At 39.8% G+C, this 17,656-nt stretch carries 17 protein-coding genes; 6 read left to right on the plus strand and 11 right to left on the minus strand.

Annotated features, from left to right (window positions below):
- Positions 1–71: 71 nt before the first annotated feature.
- The 4 genes from hemY to PQ511_RS13825 all read right to left on the minus strand — a co-directional run bounded on the left by hemY (position 72) and on the right by PQ511_RS13825 (position 5,868).
- On the minus strand, positions 72–1,478 hold the full coding sequence (gene hemY / locus PQ511_RS13810; RefSeq protein ID WP_273852495.1) for a protoporphyrinogen oxidase: 1,407 nt from the start codon (positions 1,476–1,478) through the stop codon (positions 72–74).
- Positions 1,471–2,424: a ferrochelatase gene (gene hemH / locus PQ511_RS13815; RefSeq protein WP_273852496.1), complete on the minus strand. Its 954-nt coding sequence runs from the start codon at positions 2,422–2,424 to the stop codon at positions 1,471–1,473. Before hemH ends, hemY begins: the two co-directional genes overlap by 8 nt.
- A gap of 25 nt (positions 2,425–2,449) precedes the next feature.
- Positions 2,450–3,490: a uroporphyrinogen decarboxylase gene (gene hemE, locus PQ511_RS13820; protein ID WP_273852497.1), complete on the minus strand. Its 1,041-nt coding sequence runs from the start codon at positions 3,488–3,490 to the stop codon at positions 2,450–2,452.
- 173 nt (positions 3,491–3,663) lie between these two features.
- Entirely contained in the window at positions 3,664–5,868 is a 2,205-nt protein-coding gene (locus PQ511_RS13825; RefSeq protein WP_273852498.1) for a transglycosylase domain-containing protein, read from the minus strand.
- Between the two features lie 159 nt (positions 5,869–6,027).
- On the opposite strand from PQ511_RS13825, the gene PQ511_RS13830 reads away from it, so the two are divergent.
- The 3 genes from PQ511_RS13830 to PQ511_RS13840 all read left to right on the plus strand — a co-directional run bounded on the left by PQ511_RS13830 (position 6,028) and on the right by PQ511_RS13840 (position 8,406).
- Positions 6,028–6,537 carry an antibiotic biosynthesis monooxygenase family protein gene (locus PQ511_RS13830; RefSeq protein ID WP_273852499.1) on the plus strand — a complete coding sequence of 170 codons (510 nt, stop codon included), beginning with the start codon at positions 6,028–6,030 and terminating at the stop codon, positions 6,535–6,537.
- 60 nt (positions 6,538–6,597) lie between these two features.
- A complete protein-coding gene (locus PQ511_RS13835; protein ID WP_273852500.1) occupies positions 6,598–7,356 on the plus strand; it encodes a PRC-barrel domain-containing protein in 759 nt (252 codons plus the stop codon).
- 186 nt (positions 7,357–7,542) lie between these two features.
- Positions 7,543–8,406 (plus strand): formate/nitrite transporter family protein, encoded by an 864-nt coding sequence (locus PQ511_RS13840; RefSeq protein ID WP_273852501.1) that lies wholly within the window; start codon positions 7,543–7,545, stop codon positions 8,404–8,406.
- Positions 8,407–8,450: 44 nt separating this feature from the next.
- Here PQ511_RS13840 and PQ511_RS13845 read toward each other — a convergent pair whose 3' ends face one another.
- The gene (locus PQ511_RS13845) at positions 8,451–10,649 is read right to left on the minus strand and encodes a YhgE/Pip domain-containing protein (RefSeq protein ID WP_273852502.1); all 2,199 of its coding nucleotides are present in this window, start codon (positions 10,647–10,649) and stop codon (positions 8,451–8,453) included.
- 249 nt (positions 10,650–10,898) lie between these two features.
- On the opposite strand from PQ511_RS13845, the gene PQ511_RS13850 reads away from it, so the two are divergent.
- Positions 10,899–11,792 carry a diacylglycerol/lipid kinase family protein gene (locus PQ511_RS13850; protein WP_273852503.1) on the plus strand — a complete coding sequence of 298 codons (894 nt, stop codon included), beginning with the start codon at positions 10,899–10,901 and terminating at the stop codon, positions 11,790–11,792.
- Here PQ511_RS13850 and PQ511_RS13855 read toward each other — a convergent pair.
- From PQ511_RS13855 to PQ511_RS13865, 3 genes are all read right to left on the minus strand, one after another.
- Entirely contained in the window at positions 11,757–12,503 is a 747-nt protein-coding gene (locus tag PQ511_RS13855) for a phosphatase PAP2 family protein (RefSeq protein ID WP_273852504.1), read from the minus strand. The genes PQ511_RS13850 and PQ511_RS13855 overlap by 36 nt on opposite strands.
- 62 nt (positions 12,504–12,565) lie before the next feature.
- Positions 12,566–12,913, minus strand: coding sequence for a DUF3243 domain-containing protein (locus PQ511_RS13860; protein ID WP_273852505.1), 348 nt, complete (start codon positions 12,911–12,913; stop codon positions 12,566–12,568).
- A gap of 36 nt (positions 12,914–12,949) precedes the next feature.
- Entirely contained in the window at positions 12,950–13,465 is a 516-nt protein-coding gene (locus PQ511_RS13865; protein ID WP_420541708.1) for a type 1 glutamine amidotransferase domain-containing protein, read from the minus strand.
- Between the two features lie 182 nt (positions 13,466–13,647).
- Between PQ511_RS13865 and PQ511_RS13870 the strand changes: the two genes are divergently transcribed.
- The gene (locus tag PQ511_RS13870) at positions 13,648–14,082 is read left to right on the plus strand and encodes a ferritin-like domain-containing protein (RefSeq protein ID WP_226659470.1); all 435 of its coding nucleotides are present in this window, start codon (positions 13,648–13,650) and stop codon (positions 14,080–14,082) included.
- A 79-nt stretch (positions 14,083–14,161) separates the two neighbouring features.
- Here the strand turns inward: PQ511_RS13870 and PQ511_RS13875 are convergent, their stop codons facing one another.
- Genes PQ511_RS13875 through PQ511_RS13885 form a run of 3 tightly spaced genes read right to left on the minus strand, consistent with a single transcriptional unit; the run spans position 14,162 to position 16,887 of the window.
- On the minus strand, positions 14,162–14,893 hold the full coding sequence (locus tag PQ511_RS13875) for an EcsC family protein (RefSeq protein ID WP_273852506.1): 732 nt from the start codon (positions 14,891–14,893) through the stop codon (positions 14,162–14,164).
- 39 nt (positions 14,894–14,932) lie between these two features.
- Complete coding sequence (locus PQ511_RS13880; protein WP_273852507.1) at positions 14,933–16,150, minus strand: ABC transporter permease; 1,218 nt, start codon at positions 16,148–16,150, stop codon at positions 14,933–14,935.
- The gene (locus PQ511_RS13885; RefSeq protein WP_273852509.1) at positions 16,147–16,887 is read right to left on the minus strand and encodes an ABC transporter ATP-binding protein; all 741 of its coding nucleotides are present in this window, start codon (positions 16,885–16,887) and stop codon (positions 16,147–16,149) included. The genes PQ511_RS13880 and PQ511_RS13885 overlap by 4 nt, the downstream gene beginning before the upstream one ends.
- Before the next feature lie 312 nt (positions 16,888–17,199).
- Here PQ511_RS13885 and PQ511_RS13890 point away from each other — a divergent pair, with 312 nt between their 5' ends.
- Positions 17,200–17,634, plus strand: a complete 435-nt coding sequence (locus PQ511_RS13890; RefSeq protein ID WP_420541709.1) for an HIT family protein — start codon at positions 17,200–17,202, stop codon at positions 17,632–17,634.
- Positions 17,635–17,656 lie beyond the last annotated feature (22 nt).

The following is a 17,656-nucleotide window of genomic DNA, read 5'->3' on the forward strand; positions in this document are numbered from 1 at the left end:
GAATAAGGAAACAATTCCACATTAAAAGATGACATACGAAAGGACACCCCTATCCGGCGTGCCCTTCATCTTTATTTCAGAAAATTTCGTACTAACTTCACAGCTTCCTCGCCCTGATCGATGCAATCTGGAAGTCCAACTCCTTGATAAGATGCACCTGCCAGAAAAACACCAGGCATTTTCTGTTCAATACCTGATATCACCTGATTAATGCGCTCACGGTGTCCAACTTCATATTGAGGCATAGACTGTCTCCACCTAGTGATACGATAAAATTCTGGATGACCTTCAATTTCCATAATTTGATTCAGATCGTTTAACACCGTCTGTACAATTTCTTCATCACTTTTGTCCACGATCTCTTCTTTTCCAGCCCTTCCCACATAACAACGAAGAAGAACTTTTCCTTTCGGTGCGGCGTGCTCCCATTTACGATGAGTCCAAGTACAGGCTGTAATGGTGTAATCAGCATTTCGAGATACAACGAATCCTGTACCGTCCATTGACTTCTTAATCGCTTCCTCTGGAAAAGCCATGGCAACTGTGGCAACAGTTGTAGAAGGCATTTTTTCGAGTGGAGCTACTTCTTCATGATCTCTCAACATATGAAAAACCTGTTGATGTGGTGTGGTGATAACAACTGAATCAGCCATTAATTCTTCTCCGCTTGTCGTCAAAAGCGTATAAGAGTCCTGGTTTCTCTTTATTTGATCCACCTTAACACTTTTTCGAATATGAACATCTGTTAACTGTTCTTCGATGCTCCTTACAAAAGACTGCAATCCAGATTTAACCGTTAAAAAAGCCGGCTTTTTCTTACCAGTGCTTCTTCTAGAAGGTGGCGTAGTCTTTTTCATACCCAATATCAAGCTACGGTATTTCTTTTCTACTTCTGAAAATTGCGGGAAGGTTGACATCAGGCTTAATTTATCGATATCACCTGCATAGATACCTGACAATAGCGGTTCAATCAAATTCTCTACAACTTCATTCCCAAGTCGTCTCCTAAAGAATAGTCCTAGAGATTGATCTGAGTCTCCCTTATCCGCTCTTGGAAGAATTAAATCTCCTGCTGCTCTCGATTTTCCTTTTAGACTAAATAATTTAGTTGAGATAAATGGCGATAGCTCAGTTGGGATTCCCATCACGGCTCCACCCGGTATTGGATAAAGCTGATCGTTATTTAATACAAAAGCTTGACCAGTGGAATTTGGAACAAGCTGATCTTCCATCCCCACTTCCTTCACCAAACGTGCGGCACTTTCTTTTCGTGCAAGAAAAGAGTCAGGACCTCGTTCAATAACAAAGCCGTTTGTTGTATCTGTCTGAATCTTACCACCAAGACGATCGGTTCCTTCTAGTATCGTTATCTCATAGGGTAATTGAGCATGTCGCATCTCTTTTTGAAGGTAATAGGCGGCTGTTAACCCAGTAATTCCGCCTCCAACTATGACTATTCTTTTTGTTTCATTATTCATGATTTATCATCTTCTTTTTAGTTAATTCATTCGTTACAACGGTTGCTAAAATGTCAATAAACTCATCTGTCGCATTCGGCATTTGGGGGCGATGGTAAGCTGCGCCCAATTCATCCGTCATTTGGCGACACTCATAGTCGTTATCATATAGCACTTCAAGGTGATCTGCGACAAAGCCAACAGGACAATAAATAAAGCCGGTATACCCTTCCTGCTCAAATAGATCCCGTGTTAAATCTTGAATATCTGGTCCAATCCATGGATCAGGCGTATTACCTTCGCTCTGCCATCCCACTGCGTAGTGCTCAATGCCAGCTCTCTTCGCTATGTGTCGCGCTGTTTCCTCAAGCTGAACGGGGTAAGGATCACCTTCTTTTATAATTCTTTCGGGTAAGCTATGTGCAGAAAAAATAACAATCGTTTTCTTTTTCTCTTGCTCGCTTATTCGACCTAAATAGGATTGAAGCTGATCTACCCAATATTGAATGAACTTCGATTCATTGTACCACTGGTCAATGGCGTAAATTTCAGGATAGCCTAGTTTGTTTGCTTCTGTTTTTGCTCGTTCATTATACGTTTTGATACTAAAGGTTGAATAATGTGGAGCTAGCACGATGCTAACGGCTTCCTCAATTCCATCCTTCTGCATATCGCGAACAGCGTCTTCTACGAATGGTTCAATATGTTTTAACCCTAAATAGCTTTTAAAGGTTACTTGATCGCCAAACTGCTTATTCATTCGATCTTCTAATTTCTGTGCCTGCTCTTTCGTAATATCGGATAGGGGAGAGATACCTCCTATGGCTTCATAGCGTTCGATTAAATCCTGCAGCATTTCTTCTGTAGGTCGTTTCCCCCGACGAATATGTGTGTAGTATGGTTCAATTTCTGCTTCACTTCGCGGTGTCCCGTAAGCCATAACTAATAGGCCAATGGTTCGCTTCATCCCATACCTCCCCCATTCTTATTAACTATTTCTTTCGTGTGTACTCGTGTACAAATTGAGTGAGATGTTGCAACGTTTCCACTTGAACTTGTGGAAAAACACCATGTCCAAGATTGAAAATAAATCCAGGTGTTTCCATACCCTGATCAAGAATTTCTTTTGTTCTTTGCTCAATAACTTCCCACGGAGCAAGAAGTAGCGCTGGCTCGAGATTTCCCATTAGTGGCTTTGTAATGCCTTCCACTTCTCTCGCCTTCTTAATTGAAATTCTCCAATCAATTCCGATAACATCAACAGGGAGCTTGTTCCACTCCTGAATAAGATGACTAGCGCCTACTCCGAACATCAAAAGTGGCACATTCAATTCTTTAAGACGAGAGAAAATTCTGTTCATCACTGGCGCAATATAAGTTCGATAATCCGCTTCATTAAGTGCACCCACCCATGAATCAAAGAGTTGAACGGCCTGAGCACCAGCTTGTACTTGTGCAGTGAGATAAGCGATTGTCATATCCCCTAGCTTATTCATTAATCGATGCCATCCATCAGGGTCAGAGTACATAAAAGCCTTGGTCTTATAATAATTCTTAGAAGGGCCGCCTTCAATCATATAGCTCGCTACAGTAAACGGTGCACCGCTAAACCCTATTAAAGGCACGGATAGCTGCTCCCGAAGCATTTTAATGGTTTCCATCACATACGGAATATCCTTCAATGGATCAAGTTCACCAAGTCGATCAATATCAGATCTCGTTTTAATAGGGTTATCAATGACAGGACCGATCCCTGATTTAATCTCAACATCTATTCCAATAGATGGGAGTGGCGTCATGATATCAGCAAATAGAATTGCTGAATCAACGCCAAGTTGCTCAACAGCAAATCTCGTTACTTCCGCAGCTACTTCAGGATTTAAGTTCATCTCATGAAATGAATACTTCTCTCTAATTTTTCTATATTCAGCCTGATATCGTCCGGCTTGTCTCATGTACCAGACAGGGGTGTGATCGGTCTCTTCCCCTCGGCACGCCCGAAGAAACTGATCATTAAATGATGCTTTATTCATGCTTGTCCACCTTTCTAAATTACAGAACGTTCATTTATACATCCTTACATACTATAGCGATCGTTAGCTTTAGTGTACAGATTTTGAAGGAAAAAGTCATAAAATCGTCCTACTTTGAAGCCGTTTACATCGTATACTTTAACACAATTCCTGTTGCAATAAAGTGAAATCCGTCACTCAGTTTTCTGTTTTTCTTTTTCTTTTGGCTTCTTCTCTTCTTTCTTCTCTTCACCTTTTGTAAACCTCTCAAACAAACTAACTGAAGCTTGATTTGATGCTTCACCTTCTTGCTCTGTTAGTGGATTGTATGGGACCACCTCATATGAAACGGAGCCAAAGAAGGAAATTGAATTTCTTGTATACTCTCCGCTTCCTTCTACTTCTGCAATTTGCTCGCGATCTCCATCTTTTATCTCATAAATATGATAGATCACGCGCTTATCTGATGAAGCCGTCCATTTTAGTTTGACAGCTGGAAGACCATATAGAAAATCAAATTGTGCTTTAACATCTTTAATTTTAGGAAGAGAGACTGGTTTTTCCATATCTTTCACGCCTGATGGTTTCTTGAATTCCTTCAGACTATTTTCATTCAAAGAGGCATTGACAACTTTTTTAAAAAGCTGAACAGGGTATTTGCTTCCCCCCGTAAGATATTGTGATTCTGTCGTTCGGTCGTAACCCATCCAGACGGCACCAACGAATTCAGGCGTGTAGCCAACAAACCAGGCATCCCGAGAGCCACCTGCTACCCCTTCATAAGATGTAGTACCTGTTTTGCCAGCAATGGCCACATTTGTTTCTCCACTTGCCGCAGTCCCGTTTTTCACAACCCCTTCAAGAATTTTAGTCATATACCAGGCTGTTTGTTTGGAATAGACCTTTTCTTCCGACTGATTCGCTTCTCCCACTAGTTTGCCATCATTATTATAGATTTTACTAATAAAATAAGGTTCTACATGCTTTCCGTTACCGATAAAAGGGCGATAGGCTTCCATCATTTCAAAAGGTGACACGCCCTTATCAATTCCTCCAAGCGCAATTTTCAAATCACGATCCTCTATCGCAAGACCACTTTTCTCTAAATAAGATTTAGAATACGGAATGCCAATTTCATTTAGGAGCCACACGGCAGGAGCATTCGCCGAAACTCTGACCGCATCATAGAGAGAGAGCTGCCCTTCATATTGATTATTGTAATTGGACGGTGAATAGCCATCGTAATCAATCTTTTCATCTTTAAGTAACGTGTAAGGGCTATACTCTTTTTTTTCGAGCGCAGGCCCATAAACCGCTAAAGGTTTGAAAGCTGAACCAGGCTGTCTTTTTGATGTAACGTGATTTAGTCCCTTCTGAACATAATCACGACCTCCTTGAACAGCCACTACGCCTCCGCTTGCCGCATCCATCATCGAAAACCCTCCCTGCGGTGGCATGTTGGGATCGCTACCAGGAAAGAGAGATTCATTTTGAAACTGTTCATATGCGGCTTTTTGGAGAGAAGGATTCAGTGGCACAACAATTTTATAGCCGCCTCGGAGTACCTCCTCATTCGAAAGGTTAAAGCGCGTCTTCGCTTCTTGAAGGGTCATGTCAATATACGTAAGAAAAGCTGGTTCTTTTGTTACTTCAGCTATATCAAGGGCAAGCGTTTTTCCTTGAAGTCGAACCGCTTCTTTCGGTGTTAAATAATCATGTTTTTCCATTAAAGATAAAACAAGGTCTCTCCGTTCCTTACTTTCGTCTGGATGATTAATGGGCGAGTAGTTTGACGGTGCTTTTGGAAGCCCCGCAAGCATAGCCCCCTCCTCTACGGTTAACTCTGAAACTGGTTTATTGAAAAACATTGTGGCAGCAGATTGTATACCATAAGCGCCATGTCCGAAATAAATTTGATTTAAATACATTTCTAATATTTTTTCTTTACTATAATTCCGCTCAAGATTAATCGCAATAACCGCCTCTTTTGTTTTTCTTAGCCACGATTTATCGTTTGTTAGAAAAACATTTTTGGCAAGTTGCTGGGTGATCGTACTTCCTCCTTCTACTTTCTTTCCGGCGAGAATATCACGATACAGCGCGCGCCCGATTGCTTTCACATCAAGACCATGGTGATCATAGAAACGACTGTCTTCTGTTGCCACAAATGCTTCTTGAACATGATCAGGGATTTCATCTATCGAAACAGGCTCACGATTTTCAAAATAGAGTTTTGTAATAATTTCGCCATCTTCATCGACGAGTTCTGTGGCAGAGTTCATCACAAGTTTTTTTTCGTCAATCACATAGTTTCCTGCTAGTAATATCCCCAAGTATCCTAATAATCCGATTAGAAAAACGGCGACCGTTGCGATTAGTCCTATGCCGATTTTTTTCATTCTATGAGGCACTCCTTTTGTTCACTTCATTACAGCTAAGCTTACATGAAATCCTATAGTTTTTGTATTGATTCAATGACGATTCTGTTTAGTTTTTGCCAAATAAGGGTAAAGTATCAGGCAATTCTTCTTGATCACTTAATTGAAAGGATGGATATGATGAATTGTTACGTTACATACGGTACTTATGATTATTTATCGAAAATAAAAGAAGAACACGATGAAGATGGCGTTATGGTATTTACGAATTCTGATGGAGCCGCACTTTACCACGAAACAAATTCTAACACTTTTTTCAAGCATGCGAAAAAATATGAAGTAATGGACAAAAAAGGAGACCTTTCTGATCCAGGTTATGTTGTATTAAATCACATACCAGTCGAAGAAAGTGAACGAGCTGTATTCGAAGAACGTTTTAAAAATCGAGCTGGCAAGGTGGAAAATGAACCAGGGTGCGAAGGCATTCGAATTTTACGTCCTGTTTCGAATGACCCTTATATTGTTGCTACATTCTGGGATAGCGAAAAGTCCTTTAAGAACTGGCAAACTTCCGAGGCATATGATGCTGCACATAAAAACCGCCATACAAGTAAAGGTCTTCCTAAAACGATTTTCTCAGGAAAACCTTATCTAAAAACCTACCAAGTGGAAAAATCAAGCTCCGTTTAATTCGAAATGGATCAGGGTACCGCTTTAATTAAATGAATATTTGATAGGGGAGTGAGTTTTATGCTAGTAAGCGAGAACGAAGTCTATAAATATACGATTGATACGAAAGATGGAGAAAAAGGGATTCTAAAAGAACTTTATTTCGATGATGAACATTGGGCTGTTCGCTATCTAGTCGTCGATACTCATAAATGGTTACCCGGTCGAAAAGTACTGATTTCACCTATTTCTATTGAACATACAGACCATGAGCATGAATTAATCTCCGTATCGCTCACATCTGATGAAGTAAGTGATAGCCCGGACATTGATACCGATCAACCTATTTCCAGAAAACATGAGATGGACGTTAACCGTCATTTTAGCTGGCCATATTATTGGGTAGGAACAGGGGCATGGGGTAACGGGATGTCTCCTAAATCATTTATGGCTGATGATTGGCCAGATTCCGATTCTTCCCTACACAACTCGACTGAAGAAAAGGAAAACCACCTGCGTAGCACAAAAGAAATAGCAGGTTATCACATCCAGGCCACTGACGGTGAGATTGGCCATGTGAAAGATTTTATCTTTGATGAAGAGACGTGGCAGCTACGCTATCTTATCGTTGATACAAAGAACTGGTTTTCAGGAAAAGAAGTCCTTCTCTCTACAAAATGGATTAAGGAAATTAACTGGCAGGATCGAACAGTTATTGTAAGTGTGAACAAAGAAGAGATACGTCAAGCTCCTGAATATCGAATTAATGAACCGATATCACGTCGCTTTGAAGAAGATCTCCATACCCATTACGGAAAAACTGGATACTGGAAATTTTAAAGAAAGCGAGGTGGGACGCCATCTCGCTTATTTAGACATGATCTGATCACATTTCCCAGGAAATTCGCAAAAAAACGACACACAACCCACTTTTTTACGTTTATCTTCTCCGTCACACATCCGTTGGTTTATATTTCCTACGAATAAGGGTATTTAATAAAAAAGAAAAAAGATAGGAGCATTTTTGTGGCAGATCCAAGTAAGAAACATGATGAAGTTAAGTATCCAGAAAGACAGTTTTACTTTCCAGCACAAATTGTTGAAACGTTTATCGCAAAGGGAAAATCTCACAGCGACCGACCACTGAACAGGCAGTTTGTACTATCTATTCTAGCTGGAGCCTTCGTAACATTTGGCGCAATTTTTTCTGTACTCATTGCAATGGGAGTGGAAACGGAAGGTGTTAGTAACCTCCTAGCCGGTATTGGTTTTGTAACTGGATATGCCATCGTCTTTATTTCAGGAGCTATCCTCTTTACAGAAGTAAATGTATTACTCCCCACATATATCCTTCAAAGAAAGTTTTGGATTCCAAAGAACATTTTGAAATTCTGGGTCGTTTGCTACTTCGGTAACTTAATCGGCGCTTTACTAGTTGGTGCTCTTGTCGTAATATCGGGTTCGTTAACGCCTGAATTCTATTCTGAATTAGCCACTTACACGGAACATAAAATGAAATTCCTATCTGATGGTACAGTAGGGTGGTTTCAAATCTTGCTCTCCGGAATTATTGCAAACTGGTTAATTGGCATGGCTGCCTTTCTAGCTACTGCAGCTCGTGATTTAACCGGTAAAGTACTTGCAACTACGCTTCCCGTCATTATTTTCGTAGCTGGAAATTTTCAACATAGTGTAGCGAATATGGGATATTTCAGTACATCCTTTATCCACGGATCTGAATATTCATGGATTGAATTTCTTTTCTTTAACCTTGTCCCAGCAAGTATCGGGAACTTAATCGGTGGTGGTGTTCTCGTAGCCCTAACGTTTACCTATGCTTTTAAAGAAGAAATCAATGAAGAACGTTTACCAAAAGAAGAAGCAGAATAAAGAAAAGGCAGCGTGTCAGCACGCTGCCTTTTCTCAGTCTAACTTTAATGAAACAAACCGGATTTTCTAGATTTCTTCATGAGTTGATTGGTCTTTCTACTTAGAAGCTCTTTAAGGAATGCACCTAATAGAAGGAACACAATAGCAAACACTCCTAGAAAGAATAAGTCTTCTTTTACACGCGCCCATACAATTCCCCCAACTGCTTCTCGCATCAAATCAACCGCGTAAGAAAAGGGCAAGAATGGATGAATCTTCTGAAAGAATTCTGGTAATAACGCGACTGGATAAGTTCCTCCAGAACCTGCAATTTGGAGAACGAGAAAAACGATAGCCATTGCCTTTCCTACATCACCGAATACAGAAACGAGCGTATAAACCATTAACATAAATACAAAGCTAGTGGCCAGTCCGAACAGCACGAATAGGACGGGATGCACAATATCAACTCGAAGTATAAAAAGATCTCCTAATGTGACAACGAGGGTTTGAAGAAAACCTACGCTAATGAAAGTAAGTAACTTTCCAAAATACACCTGGCGATTTGAAACTTCAAGCCCAGATGCTTCTGTTGTTAATAGTGACACTAAAAGTAGTGCCCCTACCCATAAGGAAAGCACTGTGTAGAACGGCGTCATACCCGTTCCGTAATTTTGGATGGGAAACAGAGAATTTTTACTTAATACAATAGGCTCTTCAAAGAAACTTTGTTCGGCCATAGGGTCATTTTTCAAGAGTTCAATAATGTCATTGATATCGGTTTCTCCCTGGATCTCTCGAATTCGATCGGCAAGTTGGTTTACTTTATCGTTCACATATGGATACTCATTGAGCATATAAGCTAAAATATCTTGACCTTCTCCTATATTCTCTTCTGTACTTGAGAGAATTCGTTCCACTTCAGGAATTGTTGTTTGTGCCTCTTTTAACGTGGAGCGTGCATTTGACAATGTGTTTTTTGCACTCGCTACTTCTGAAAGTACTTTAGGTTCAATGTTTTCGTTGTACTCTTTTAGAAATGAGTCGATTTTATTAGCCGTATCACCTGATTTTTCTTGAAGTGATGATAATAGATTATCTACTTCTTTTTGTTTGTCAGCTAATTCGGCGTCGATCTTTTGAGTGTCGCCTTTAATCGTGTTTAGCTGTGCTTTAATTTGATCAAGATCTGTAATTGCTTGATTGATTGCTTCATGTTCACCCTGGTTCAGTTCATCTGCTTCTGTTTTTCCCTCCTCTCCTGTGTTTGCATTACTACCGCTCGTCACCTGTTCTAAAACGCCTTGAACATTATTAATTCGTTGAATAGAGTCATCAACTTGTTGGTCCATTTGTCCTCTGATCTTCTCAATTGAAGAAAGATCAATATCTGGTGTTTTTATATCTGTTAAAAACTGATTCACGTTTTCTGCTGTTTGTTGTGCCTTCGTTAGGTCTTCTTTAACCTGAGGTGCAAGCTCATTCAATCTGCCTTCCGCTTCATTAAGAAACTGAGTGGTATCATCAATCGTGTTAATGCCTTCACTTGTGATTTGTTCCGCTTCAGGAAGAAGTCCTTGAACTTGATTAATGACCTTCTCTGCATCTTTTGAATCAGACATCGCGTCTGAAACTAAACGGTTTATTTCTGGAAGGTTCTCCTCAAGTTTGAATACGTACTCCTCGAACTTCTGTATATCTGAAAGATCTTTTTCAAATTCTACGCCTAACTCATTAAACAAATCAAAAATCGTCCCATTCACTACGGAAACAAAGTTACTAGTAATTTGGTCAACAATGACGCTTGCCCCTTTTTCTGTGATTTTAGGAGCAATGGCATTTACCTTTTCATTCACATAATACTCAACTTCTGCTTTCTCTGGCTTGTCATTAATAACGGTCCCAAGTTTCGTGGAAAAATCTTTTGGAATAACGATCACCGCAAAGTAATCACCATATTCAAGCTTTTCCATTGCATTATCTCGATTAGAAAAGTGCCATTCCATACGCTCATTGTTTTTTAATTCTTTCGTCAGCTCTTTCCCCGCATCAATTTCCTTATCTCGAATGGTAGCTCCTTCATCTTCATTGACAATCCCTACCGGCAACTGATCGGTCTGGCTATAAGGGTCCCATGAAGCACCAATATTAAACCAGGCGTATAGAGAGGGAAGTATAATGAGACCTCCTAATAATATAGCTGCTACCCAGTTTGTTCCGATACTTCTCCAATCTTTCAAAAATATTCTTATGATGTTCTTCATATTTAAGCTCCTACTTAATAAAAGTATGTATCTACCTATAATAGTATAATTCCCCATAAAAAAAATGTCATGAGCCTGATTCACTCGCTAATGACTCACGATTCACTCAACATACCCACGAATTGTGTTTATTGGTCCAATTCAACAACTTATTTTAGTTCTATTTACTATTTTAATCTCGCTATATAAGTGTAGGTGTCCAGTCAGAAGGGAATAAGAAAGAGAGATTATGTGAAAGGAGAAACTGCAATGACACGAGTAGCTATTATATTAAATCCAAAAGCTGGAAATGTTAAAATGGTTAATCAAATTGACTTGATACAAGAACGCCTTCAAGAAAAATATGAACAAGTATCTTTACACAAGACAGAACATGAAGGGCACGGTGCTGAATTAGTAGAAGAATTAGCGGATGATGTCGACATTCTTATCGGCGCCGGGGGGGATGGTACCATCTACGAAATCGCAAACGCGATTTGTAAGAGGGAGAAACGTCCTATTTTTGGTGTGATTCCTGGAGGGACTTGTAATGACTTCTCTCGAGCCATTGGAATTAATCAAAACCCGATCCAAGCTGTTGAACAGCTTCTAGAAGAGAACCGTTCCCTTATCGATGTCGGGCGATCTAATGACGAATATTTCTTGAACTTCTGGGGAATTGGATTAATTACTCAAACATCAGAGAATATCAATCCTGACACAAAAGAGGTTTTCGGAAGGCTTTCCTATTACATTAGCACAGCCCAAACCATTAGTAATCCAGAACCTTTTCACCTAAAAGTGGAGGCGGATGAAACGAATTTTGAAGGGGAAGCCGTCATGATGATTGTGGGGAACGGTCCTTTTACAGGGGGCATTCAAGCTTTCTTCCCTGAAAACAACCTGCAAGATGGAGAATTCGATGTTTTAATCATTAAAGAAACGTCTCTTCCAACTTTTTGGTCAATTTTTCAATCAAAAGTGTTCAAACAATCTCGGTTTAACGAAGATATTGTTCACTTCCAAACTAAGAATCTAAGCATAACTGCCAGTCCAGAACAAACAATCGATTGTGACGGAGAACGCTATTACACGACCCCGTCTACACTCGAAGTTCTACCAAAATACTTAACTGTTCTTACTGGAAAAAACTTTCCGAACTGAGCCAAAACTAATAGAAGAACGTTTCATCCAGAGAACCCACTCTAATGAGAAAATACAAACAAATAGCCAGAGGGTGCCAGCTGCATAGCCTGCTAGTACATCGCTTGGATAATGAACGCCTAAATAGATTCGGCTAAATCCAATCAATAGAATAAAGAGAAGTACGAGTAACCCACTTATCCATTTGGTTGCCTTCCCCCTCTGGCTCCTTATGATCAGATATCCAATAAATCCATAGAGCAGAAATGAACCCATTGCATGACCACTTGGAAAACTATATCCGACTGCATCATAAGCAGCATCCACAGTAGGACGCGACCTGGCAAAGAAGTGTTTTAACACTTTTGTTAATAGTCCTCCGGCAGCCTGGGCAATGATGAAAAAAAGAATACTCCATCCATCGCGCTTCTTAAACCACAGTATCGCTACTGTTGCGATTGAAACGACTGTAATCCACCAGACTGCTCCTAACTCTGTAATGACTTCGATTACGTTTAACAACCCATCCGAACGAATCGGGTCAATTGCTGACCTAATCGATTGGTCAAATTGAAGGGTTTCTTTTTCAAGTATTTCTTCCGCTAACTCTGAAAATAACATAATCGCTAAAATAGCAACTAATAGACCTAAAGCATTTAATAATAGAGGTAACCAAACCTTTTTTTGTTTTAGCGCCCCTGGAAGCTTGCTAAAAAACTCATTTTTGTTCATATTCTCACACCTGTCTATTTAGACTTTTAAAAAAAGCCGCTGAACCAGCAGCGGCTTTTTCCTTAGTTTTCTTTATTTAATACCATACGGACGAGAAGATGAGCTAATTCATGTCTTTGTTCTTTATTACCAACGAGCCAAAGCTCTTGAAGAAGTTTCTCTTCTCTATTTTTCGGCTCTTCTTTCTTAGCTAAGTATCCAGCAACCTTTTCTGCTCCTTGAGCCAATCTCTCTTCGCTTAGCCCTAGTTTTTCTCCCAGCTCTACTCTCGTAGCTAGATAAGATTTAAACTGTTCGAAATTAGATAGAATATCATCCATCTGTTCTTCACTCATTCGATCTAACGTATTATCTACTTTATTCACGTTAAGTTCACTATCTTTATTAACTAAATGATTTTTTTCAGACATTGATTCCACTCCTTCAATCAGCTATCCATCCTTCAATCAGCTATCCATCACGGATAACGATTTTTCGATAAACGCTGGAATATCATCTGGATTTCTACTGCTCACGAGATTGCCTCCACAGACAACAACCTCTTCATCAAATACGTTTGCTCCAGCATATTTTAAATCTGTTTGAATGGATTTAAATCCAGTAATATTTCTTCCATTTAATACTTCTGCTGAAATGAGCAACTGTGGTCCATGACAAATAACGAGTGTTTTTTTATTCATAAACATCATTTTTTTCGTGAATGCAACAAAACGGTCATCTGCTCGTAGCTCATCTGGAGAAACACCTCCAGGAATAAACAGAACATCATACTCTTCAGGTTTTACATCGTCAATTCCTTTATCAGATGTAACTTTAGCCTCGCCTTGTTTTCCAGTTAATTCTTTACCTGCTTCTGAACTTATTACTGTTAAGGAATGCCCAGCATTTCCAAACTGTTCTGCGGGCTTCGTGTATTCTACATCCTCAAACATATCTGTCATTAATACGGCAATCTTACTCAAGATAAACCCTCCTAGATAAATGTAATCATGTCACTGATATAATGACTATTACCCCTCCTAACGTCTGTCAAACATCAATTCTATTCTCCCTAAATATCTTTTGATTTATGTTTTATCTTGCCAATGTAAGGGTAAAATTAATATGGAACCAAAACAGCAAAGCTTTAGAAAGGATGTTTAAATTGGCAGACAAAAAACAAGAACTCATCGATGGACTAAATGTAGACCTTGCTAACGAATACGCTGCAAGTATTATGTACACTTATAACGCAGCAGTTGTATCCGGCTTATATCGTCAAACATTGAAACCATTCTTTGAAAGTGAAATTGCAGATGAACAGGGCCATGCCCTTTACCTTGCAGAAAAGATTAAAGTATTAGGCGGTACCCCTACTACTGCACCGGCAGAAGTGAAGCAACTAACAGATGTCAAAGAAATGCTCCTAGAAGCTCGCACTGCTGAGAAGGATACCATTGATCGTTATGAAGAGCGTAAAAAACAAGCGGAAGAACTTGGCTTTACTGAACTCGTTGTGAAGCTAGATGATATGATTGCAGATGAAACACATCATATGGAAGAAATGGACCGCATTCTTAGCGACGCACGATTTGAATAAACGTCATCCCTTACCGACTTTCAAAAAGCAAATATAGAGAAAAGGACCAGCCGGGTATAATCTCAGCTGGTCCTTTTCTCTATATTTGCTCATTTTCTTCTTTCATTCTCCGGATACGATAAGCATTCATTGCATTTTGACCGAGCCAATCAAGAAAATGATAATTCACATAAGCCCCCACAATCGCGCCTACTCCAGGTATCATTTGAAGTAATTTAGGGAGATCAATATAATCTCGATATTCAAGCTGAAAAGATCTCCAATCATGTGTCTCTAGCATGTTAGGTGCTTCTTTTAGGCTTTCCTCCCAATTAATAACCTTATCGTAACTTTCTTTTCTGATATGATCAGATGAAAAAGCAAGTTGAAAAACAGTAAGGATAAAAATTCGTTCATCCAATTTCTTGGCATCAAATCCATAAATGCTTGCTAAATCAAAAAGGAATTTCATTTTAATGGACAAAAGTAAAGGAAAATCAGCTAACCCTAATAAGATCCCTCCCGCTCCTGTACCCGCACCTTCTGTCGCAGCAATTCGTTTGTATTTGCGTATTAATTCTCTAGCTTGTTGATCACTCACCCGAAGTGATTGGTGGCTTTTGGGCGGATGGACCGTATACGTATTTCCAAGGAGTACACCTTGTACCATAGTCTTGATACTCGTCGTTACAATCGAGTGAACCCGTTCAGGAATAAGATCATTAATCCGACTTTGTATTCTTTTGGCTGATCGCGAAACCATCGATGACTTTCTTTTTATTGTTCGTTCCCACGCCTCAAGTTCTTCCTCTACTTCTTGTTGATAGTTCATGTCCTTATACACCCTTTGCCTCTATTGTACTTTTAAAGTTTAAGAAGCTGATCGTCTAACTACAACAGAGCGAGACGTTGCCAAAACAACGGCTACGATGCCTGCTAATAGCACAGATAAAAATACGATTATATTAAGAGACAGAAGAAAAGAAAGCACTGCGAACGTTGCTGCCTGTACTCCTAATAGGCGAAGTAGCAAAAGACGAAAAGCTTTCGCTTGTTCTTGTTCCGGTAAAGGATAAAGTTTTACCATAACATGTGCTTGATAATGAGGATAAAGCGTACGTAACTGAGTAGCTGTCAAATAAATAATTAAAGCAGCACCAATCACTTTTCCGAGTAAACCAGGCACGAATGCTATCACAGCGAGACCTAACAGCCACAATCTAAAATAAATTCCAAAATACTCATTACTGCGTATAAACGCTTTTTGATAAAGGGTGGCATATACAGAATGAGACGGTAATAACTTCTCTGCAAGCGTACTTAACAATCGTCTCTGCTTAACGGATTGCTTCAATTTAGGTACATCTGTAAATAAGTTAGCAGTACGATAAAACTTCATACTTTGCTGCTCATCCATGGCTAGCAACTTCTCCCACTTAATCGCATATTTTCGCTGAAGAGGCAGAAACATTAAGAAGAAAATAGAAACGAAAAGGAGAGCAGCTAAAGCGACCAATAACCATTGCGCCTGTATTAGAAGTAAGTAAGTAACAAGAATGTTGATCACCAGTCTTGTCAGCATATACACAAAAACGGAGTGGTGTGCAGGTAAATGCAACTCCATCCATTTCATGAAGACATTCGCACCTTTTAATACAATAAGCACACCTATTACAAACACATAATACCCCGTACCAGCAGCCATTTCGTGTTGATAAAGCGGAGCTAAAATCGTCATGACAACGACTGTTGTGAATAGTTGAAGGGCAAAACTATACATGAGCGATTGACGGAAATAACCTTCCAATCGATTTTCGGCAGGCAACAGAAAGACAAGATCTGCTTCAGATAAAAAGAATCGAAGAGGTGTCCGAACAAGCACAATAGCGGCTATTGCCGTCATCACTGCCACCCCGGGAAATGATTCAGGTAGCACCTTTAGAATTTCACTGTAATAATACGCCCCAAAAATGAGAGCTAGAACAACGGTGAATAAAAAGCTGCTATTACCAATAAGCCTAAAATAGCGCATGGCAATGTTCCAGAATGCCCCTGCCCTTTCTTTCCATAACGTTTGTAGCTGCATCATTTCCCACTCCTGGTCGCTTCAATATAAATGTCATCAAGCGTGGCAGAATTATTCCCAATTTGATTTCGTAATTCTGTCATTGTACCAGCCATCACAATGTGTCCATCATGCAAGATAACAAAACGATCGCAGTATCTTTCAGCAGTTGAAAGGATATGTGTCGACATGAGCACCCCTGCCCCTTTATCTTTCATGTCAAGCATCATATCAAGGAAGGATTGGATACCGATAGGATCCAGTCCTACAAAAGGCTCGTCAACAATATAGAGGGATGGTCTTACGAGAAAGGCGCACATGATCATCACCTTTTGTCTCATGCCTTTCGAAAAATGCCCTGGGAACCACTTCTTCATATTCGTCATTCGAAACTCTTGCAGAAGCGCTTCCGCTCGCTCCTTCCACGCCTCATCAAGTTCATACGCTAATGCCGTCAACTGCAAATGTTCCCACAGAGTCAACTCATCATATAAAAGAGGCGTTTCAGGTATGTAAGAGAACTGTTTGCGATACCCATCTTTGTTGGTAGCAAAAGTCGTCCCACCCACTTTAATTTCACCATTCATTGGATCAAGCAAGCCCAGAATATGTTTTATTGTCGTGCTTTTACCAGCCCCATTAAGGCCAATTAACCCAACAATCTCATTTGAATTGACTCGTAGAGATACATCATGAAGGACAGGCTTATTTGCCTGATACCCACCAGTAAGATGACTAACTTCTAAAATTGAATTCTTCATAGCGTTCCTCTCATTTCATCATTTGCTTTTATTTTAACAAACTTTTCATTTGGTAGTGAAAGATTGAGTTAAACTGACTTTTCATTCACTATCCACATCTTACCTTTTTCGTAGTGCAGATGCTAGAACAGTCAAACTTCAAACGCATTGAATAGATCCTCTCCTTTAGGCGCATCCTTATAAAGAGTGTGGCGTCTTCCCTTAATCAAGTTACACTCAAGGCTCTGCACCCCCGGCAGAGCCTTTTTTCTATTTCGACTCAAAAAAGAAAATTATGGTACGATGGATAAAAAGATGGAAAGGATGAGACTTATGAGCCATTCACCTGATTGTATCTTCTGCAAAATTATTAATGGAGAAATTCCTTCTGCCAAAGTTTATGAAAATGAAGATGTACTAGCTTTTCTCGACCTTACTCAGGTAACGGAAGGACATACGCTCGTTATCCCTAAAAAGCACAAACAAAATATTTACGAACTTGAACCCGAAACCGCGTCCAAGCTTTTTGCAGCGGTTCCTCAGATCGCTAATGCTCTAAAAGCGAACTTTACTCCTGAAGGCATGAATATTCTTAATAACAATGAAGCGATCGCAGGACAGTCCGTCTTCCATTACCATCTCCACTTGATTCCTCGCTACGGAAAAGGAGACGGGTTTGGAGCCGTTTGGAAAACACATGAAGACGAGTACGATTCAGAAAAGTTGCAGCGCCTAGCTGAAGGGATTCGTTCACAGCTATCTCAGTAACTTCTTCTCACTACTTTAAAAA

The sequence above is a fragment of the Guptibacillus spartinae genome (assembly GCF_028610625.1).
Lineage (GTDB): Bacteria > Bacillota > Bacilli > Bacillales > Guptibacillaceae > Guptibacillus > Guptibacillus spartinae.

Excerpts from the sequence above, each read along its gene's own strand:
- hemY (WP_273852495.1), bottom strand. The coding sequence starts at position 1,478 with ATGAATAATGAAACAAAAAGAATAGTCATAGTTGGAGGCGGAATTACT.
- hemH (WP_273852496.1), bottom strand. The coding sequence starts at position 2,424 with ATGAAGCGAACCATTGGCCTATTAGTTATGGCTTACGGGACACCGCGA.
- hemE (WP_273852497.1), bottom strand. The coding sequence starts at position 3,490 with ATGAATAAAGCATCATTTAATGATCAGTTTCTTCGGGCGTGCCGAGGG.
- PQ511_RS13825 (WP_273852498.1), bottom strand. The coding sequence starts at position 5,868 with ATGAAAAAAATCGGCATAGGACTAATCGCAACGGTCGCCGTTTTTCTA.
- PQ511_RS13830 (WP_273852499.1), top strand. The coding sequence starts at position 6,028 with ATGAATTGTTACGTTACATACGGTACTTATGATTATTTATCGAAAATA.
- PQ511_RS13835 (WP_273852500.1), top strand. The coding sequence starts at position 6,598 with ATGCTAGTAAGCGAGAACGAAGTCTATAAATATACGATTGATACGAAA.
- PQ511_RS13845 (WP_273852502.1), bottom strand. The coding sequence starts at position 10,649 with ATGAAGAACATCATAAGAATATTTTTGAAAGATTGGAGAAGTATCGGA.
- PQ511_RS13850 (WP_273852503.1), top strand. The coding sequence starts at position 10,899 with ATGACACGAGTAGCTATTATATTAAATCCAAAAGCTGGAAATGTTAAA.
- PQ511_RS13855 (WP_273852504.1), bottom strand. The coding sequence starts at position 12,503 with ATGAACAAAAATGAGTTTTTTAGCAAGCTTCCAGGGGCGCTAAAACAA.
- PQ511_RS13860 (WP_273852505.1), bottom strand. The coding sequence starts at position 12,913 with ATGTCTGAAAAAAATCATTTAGTTAATAAAGATAGTGAACTTAACGTG.
- PQ511_RS13875 (WP_273852506.1), bottom strand. The coding sequence starts at position 14,893 with ATGAACTATCAACAAGAAGTAGAGGAAGAACTTGAGGCGTGGGAACGA.
- PQ511_RS13880 (WP_273852507.1), bottom strand. The coding sequence starts at position 16,150 with ATGATGCAGCTACAAACGTTATGGAAAGAAAGGGCAGGGGCATTCTGG.
- PQ511_RS13885 (WP_273852509.1), bottom strand. The coding sequence starts at position 16,887 with ATGAAGAATTCAATTTTAGAAGTTAGTCATCTTACTGGTGGGTATCAG.
- PQ511_RS13890 (WP_420541709.1), top strand. The coding sequence starts at position 17,200 with ATGAGCCATTCACCTGATTGTATCTTCTGCAAAATTATTAATGGAGAA.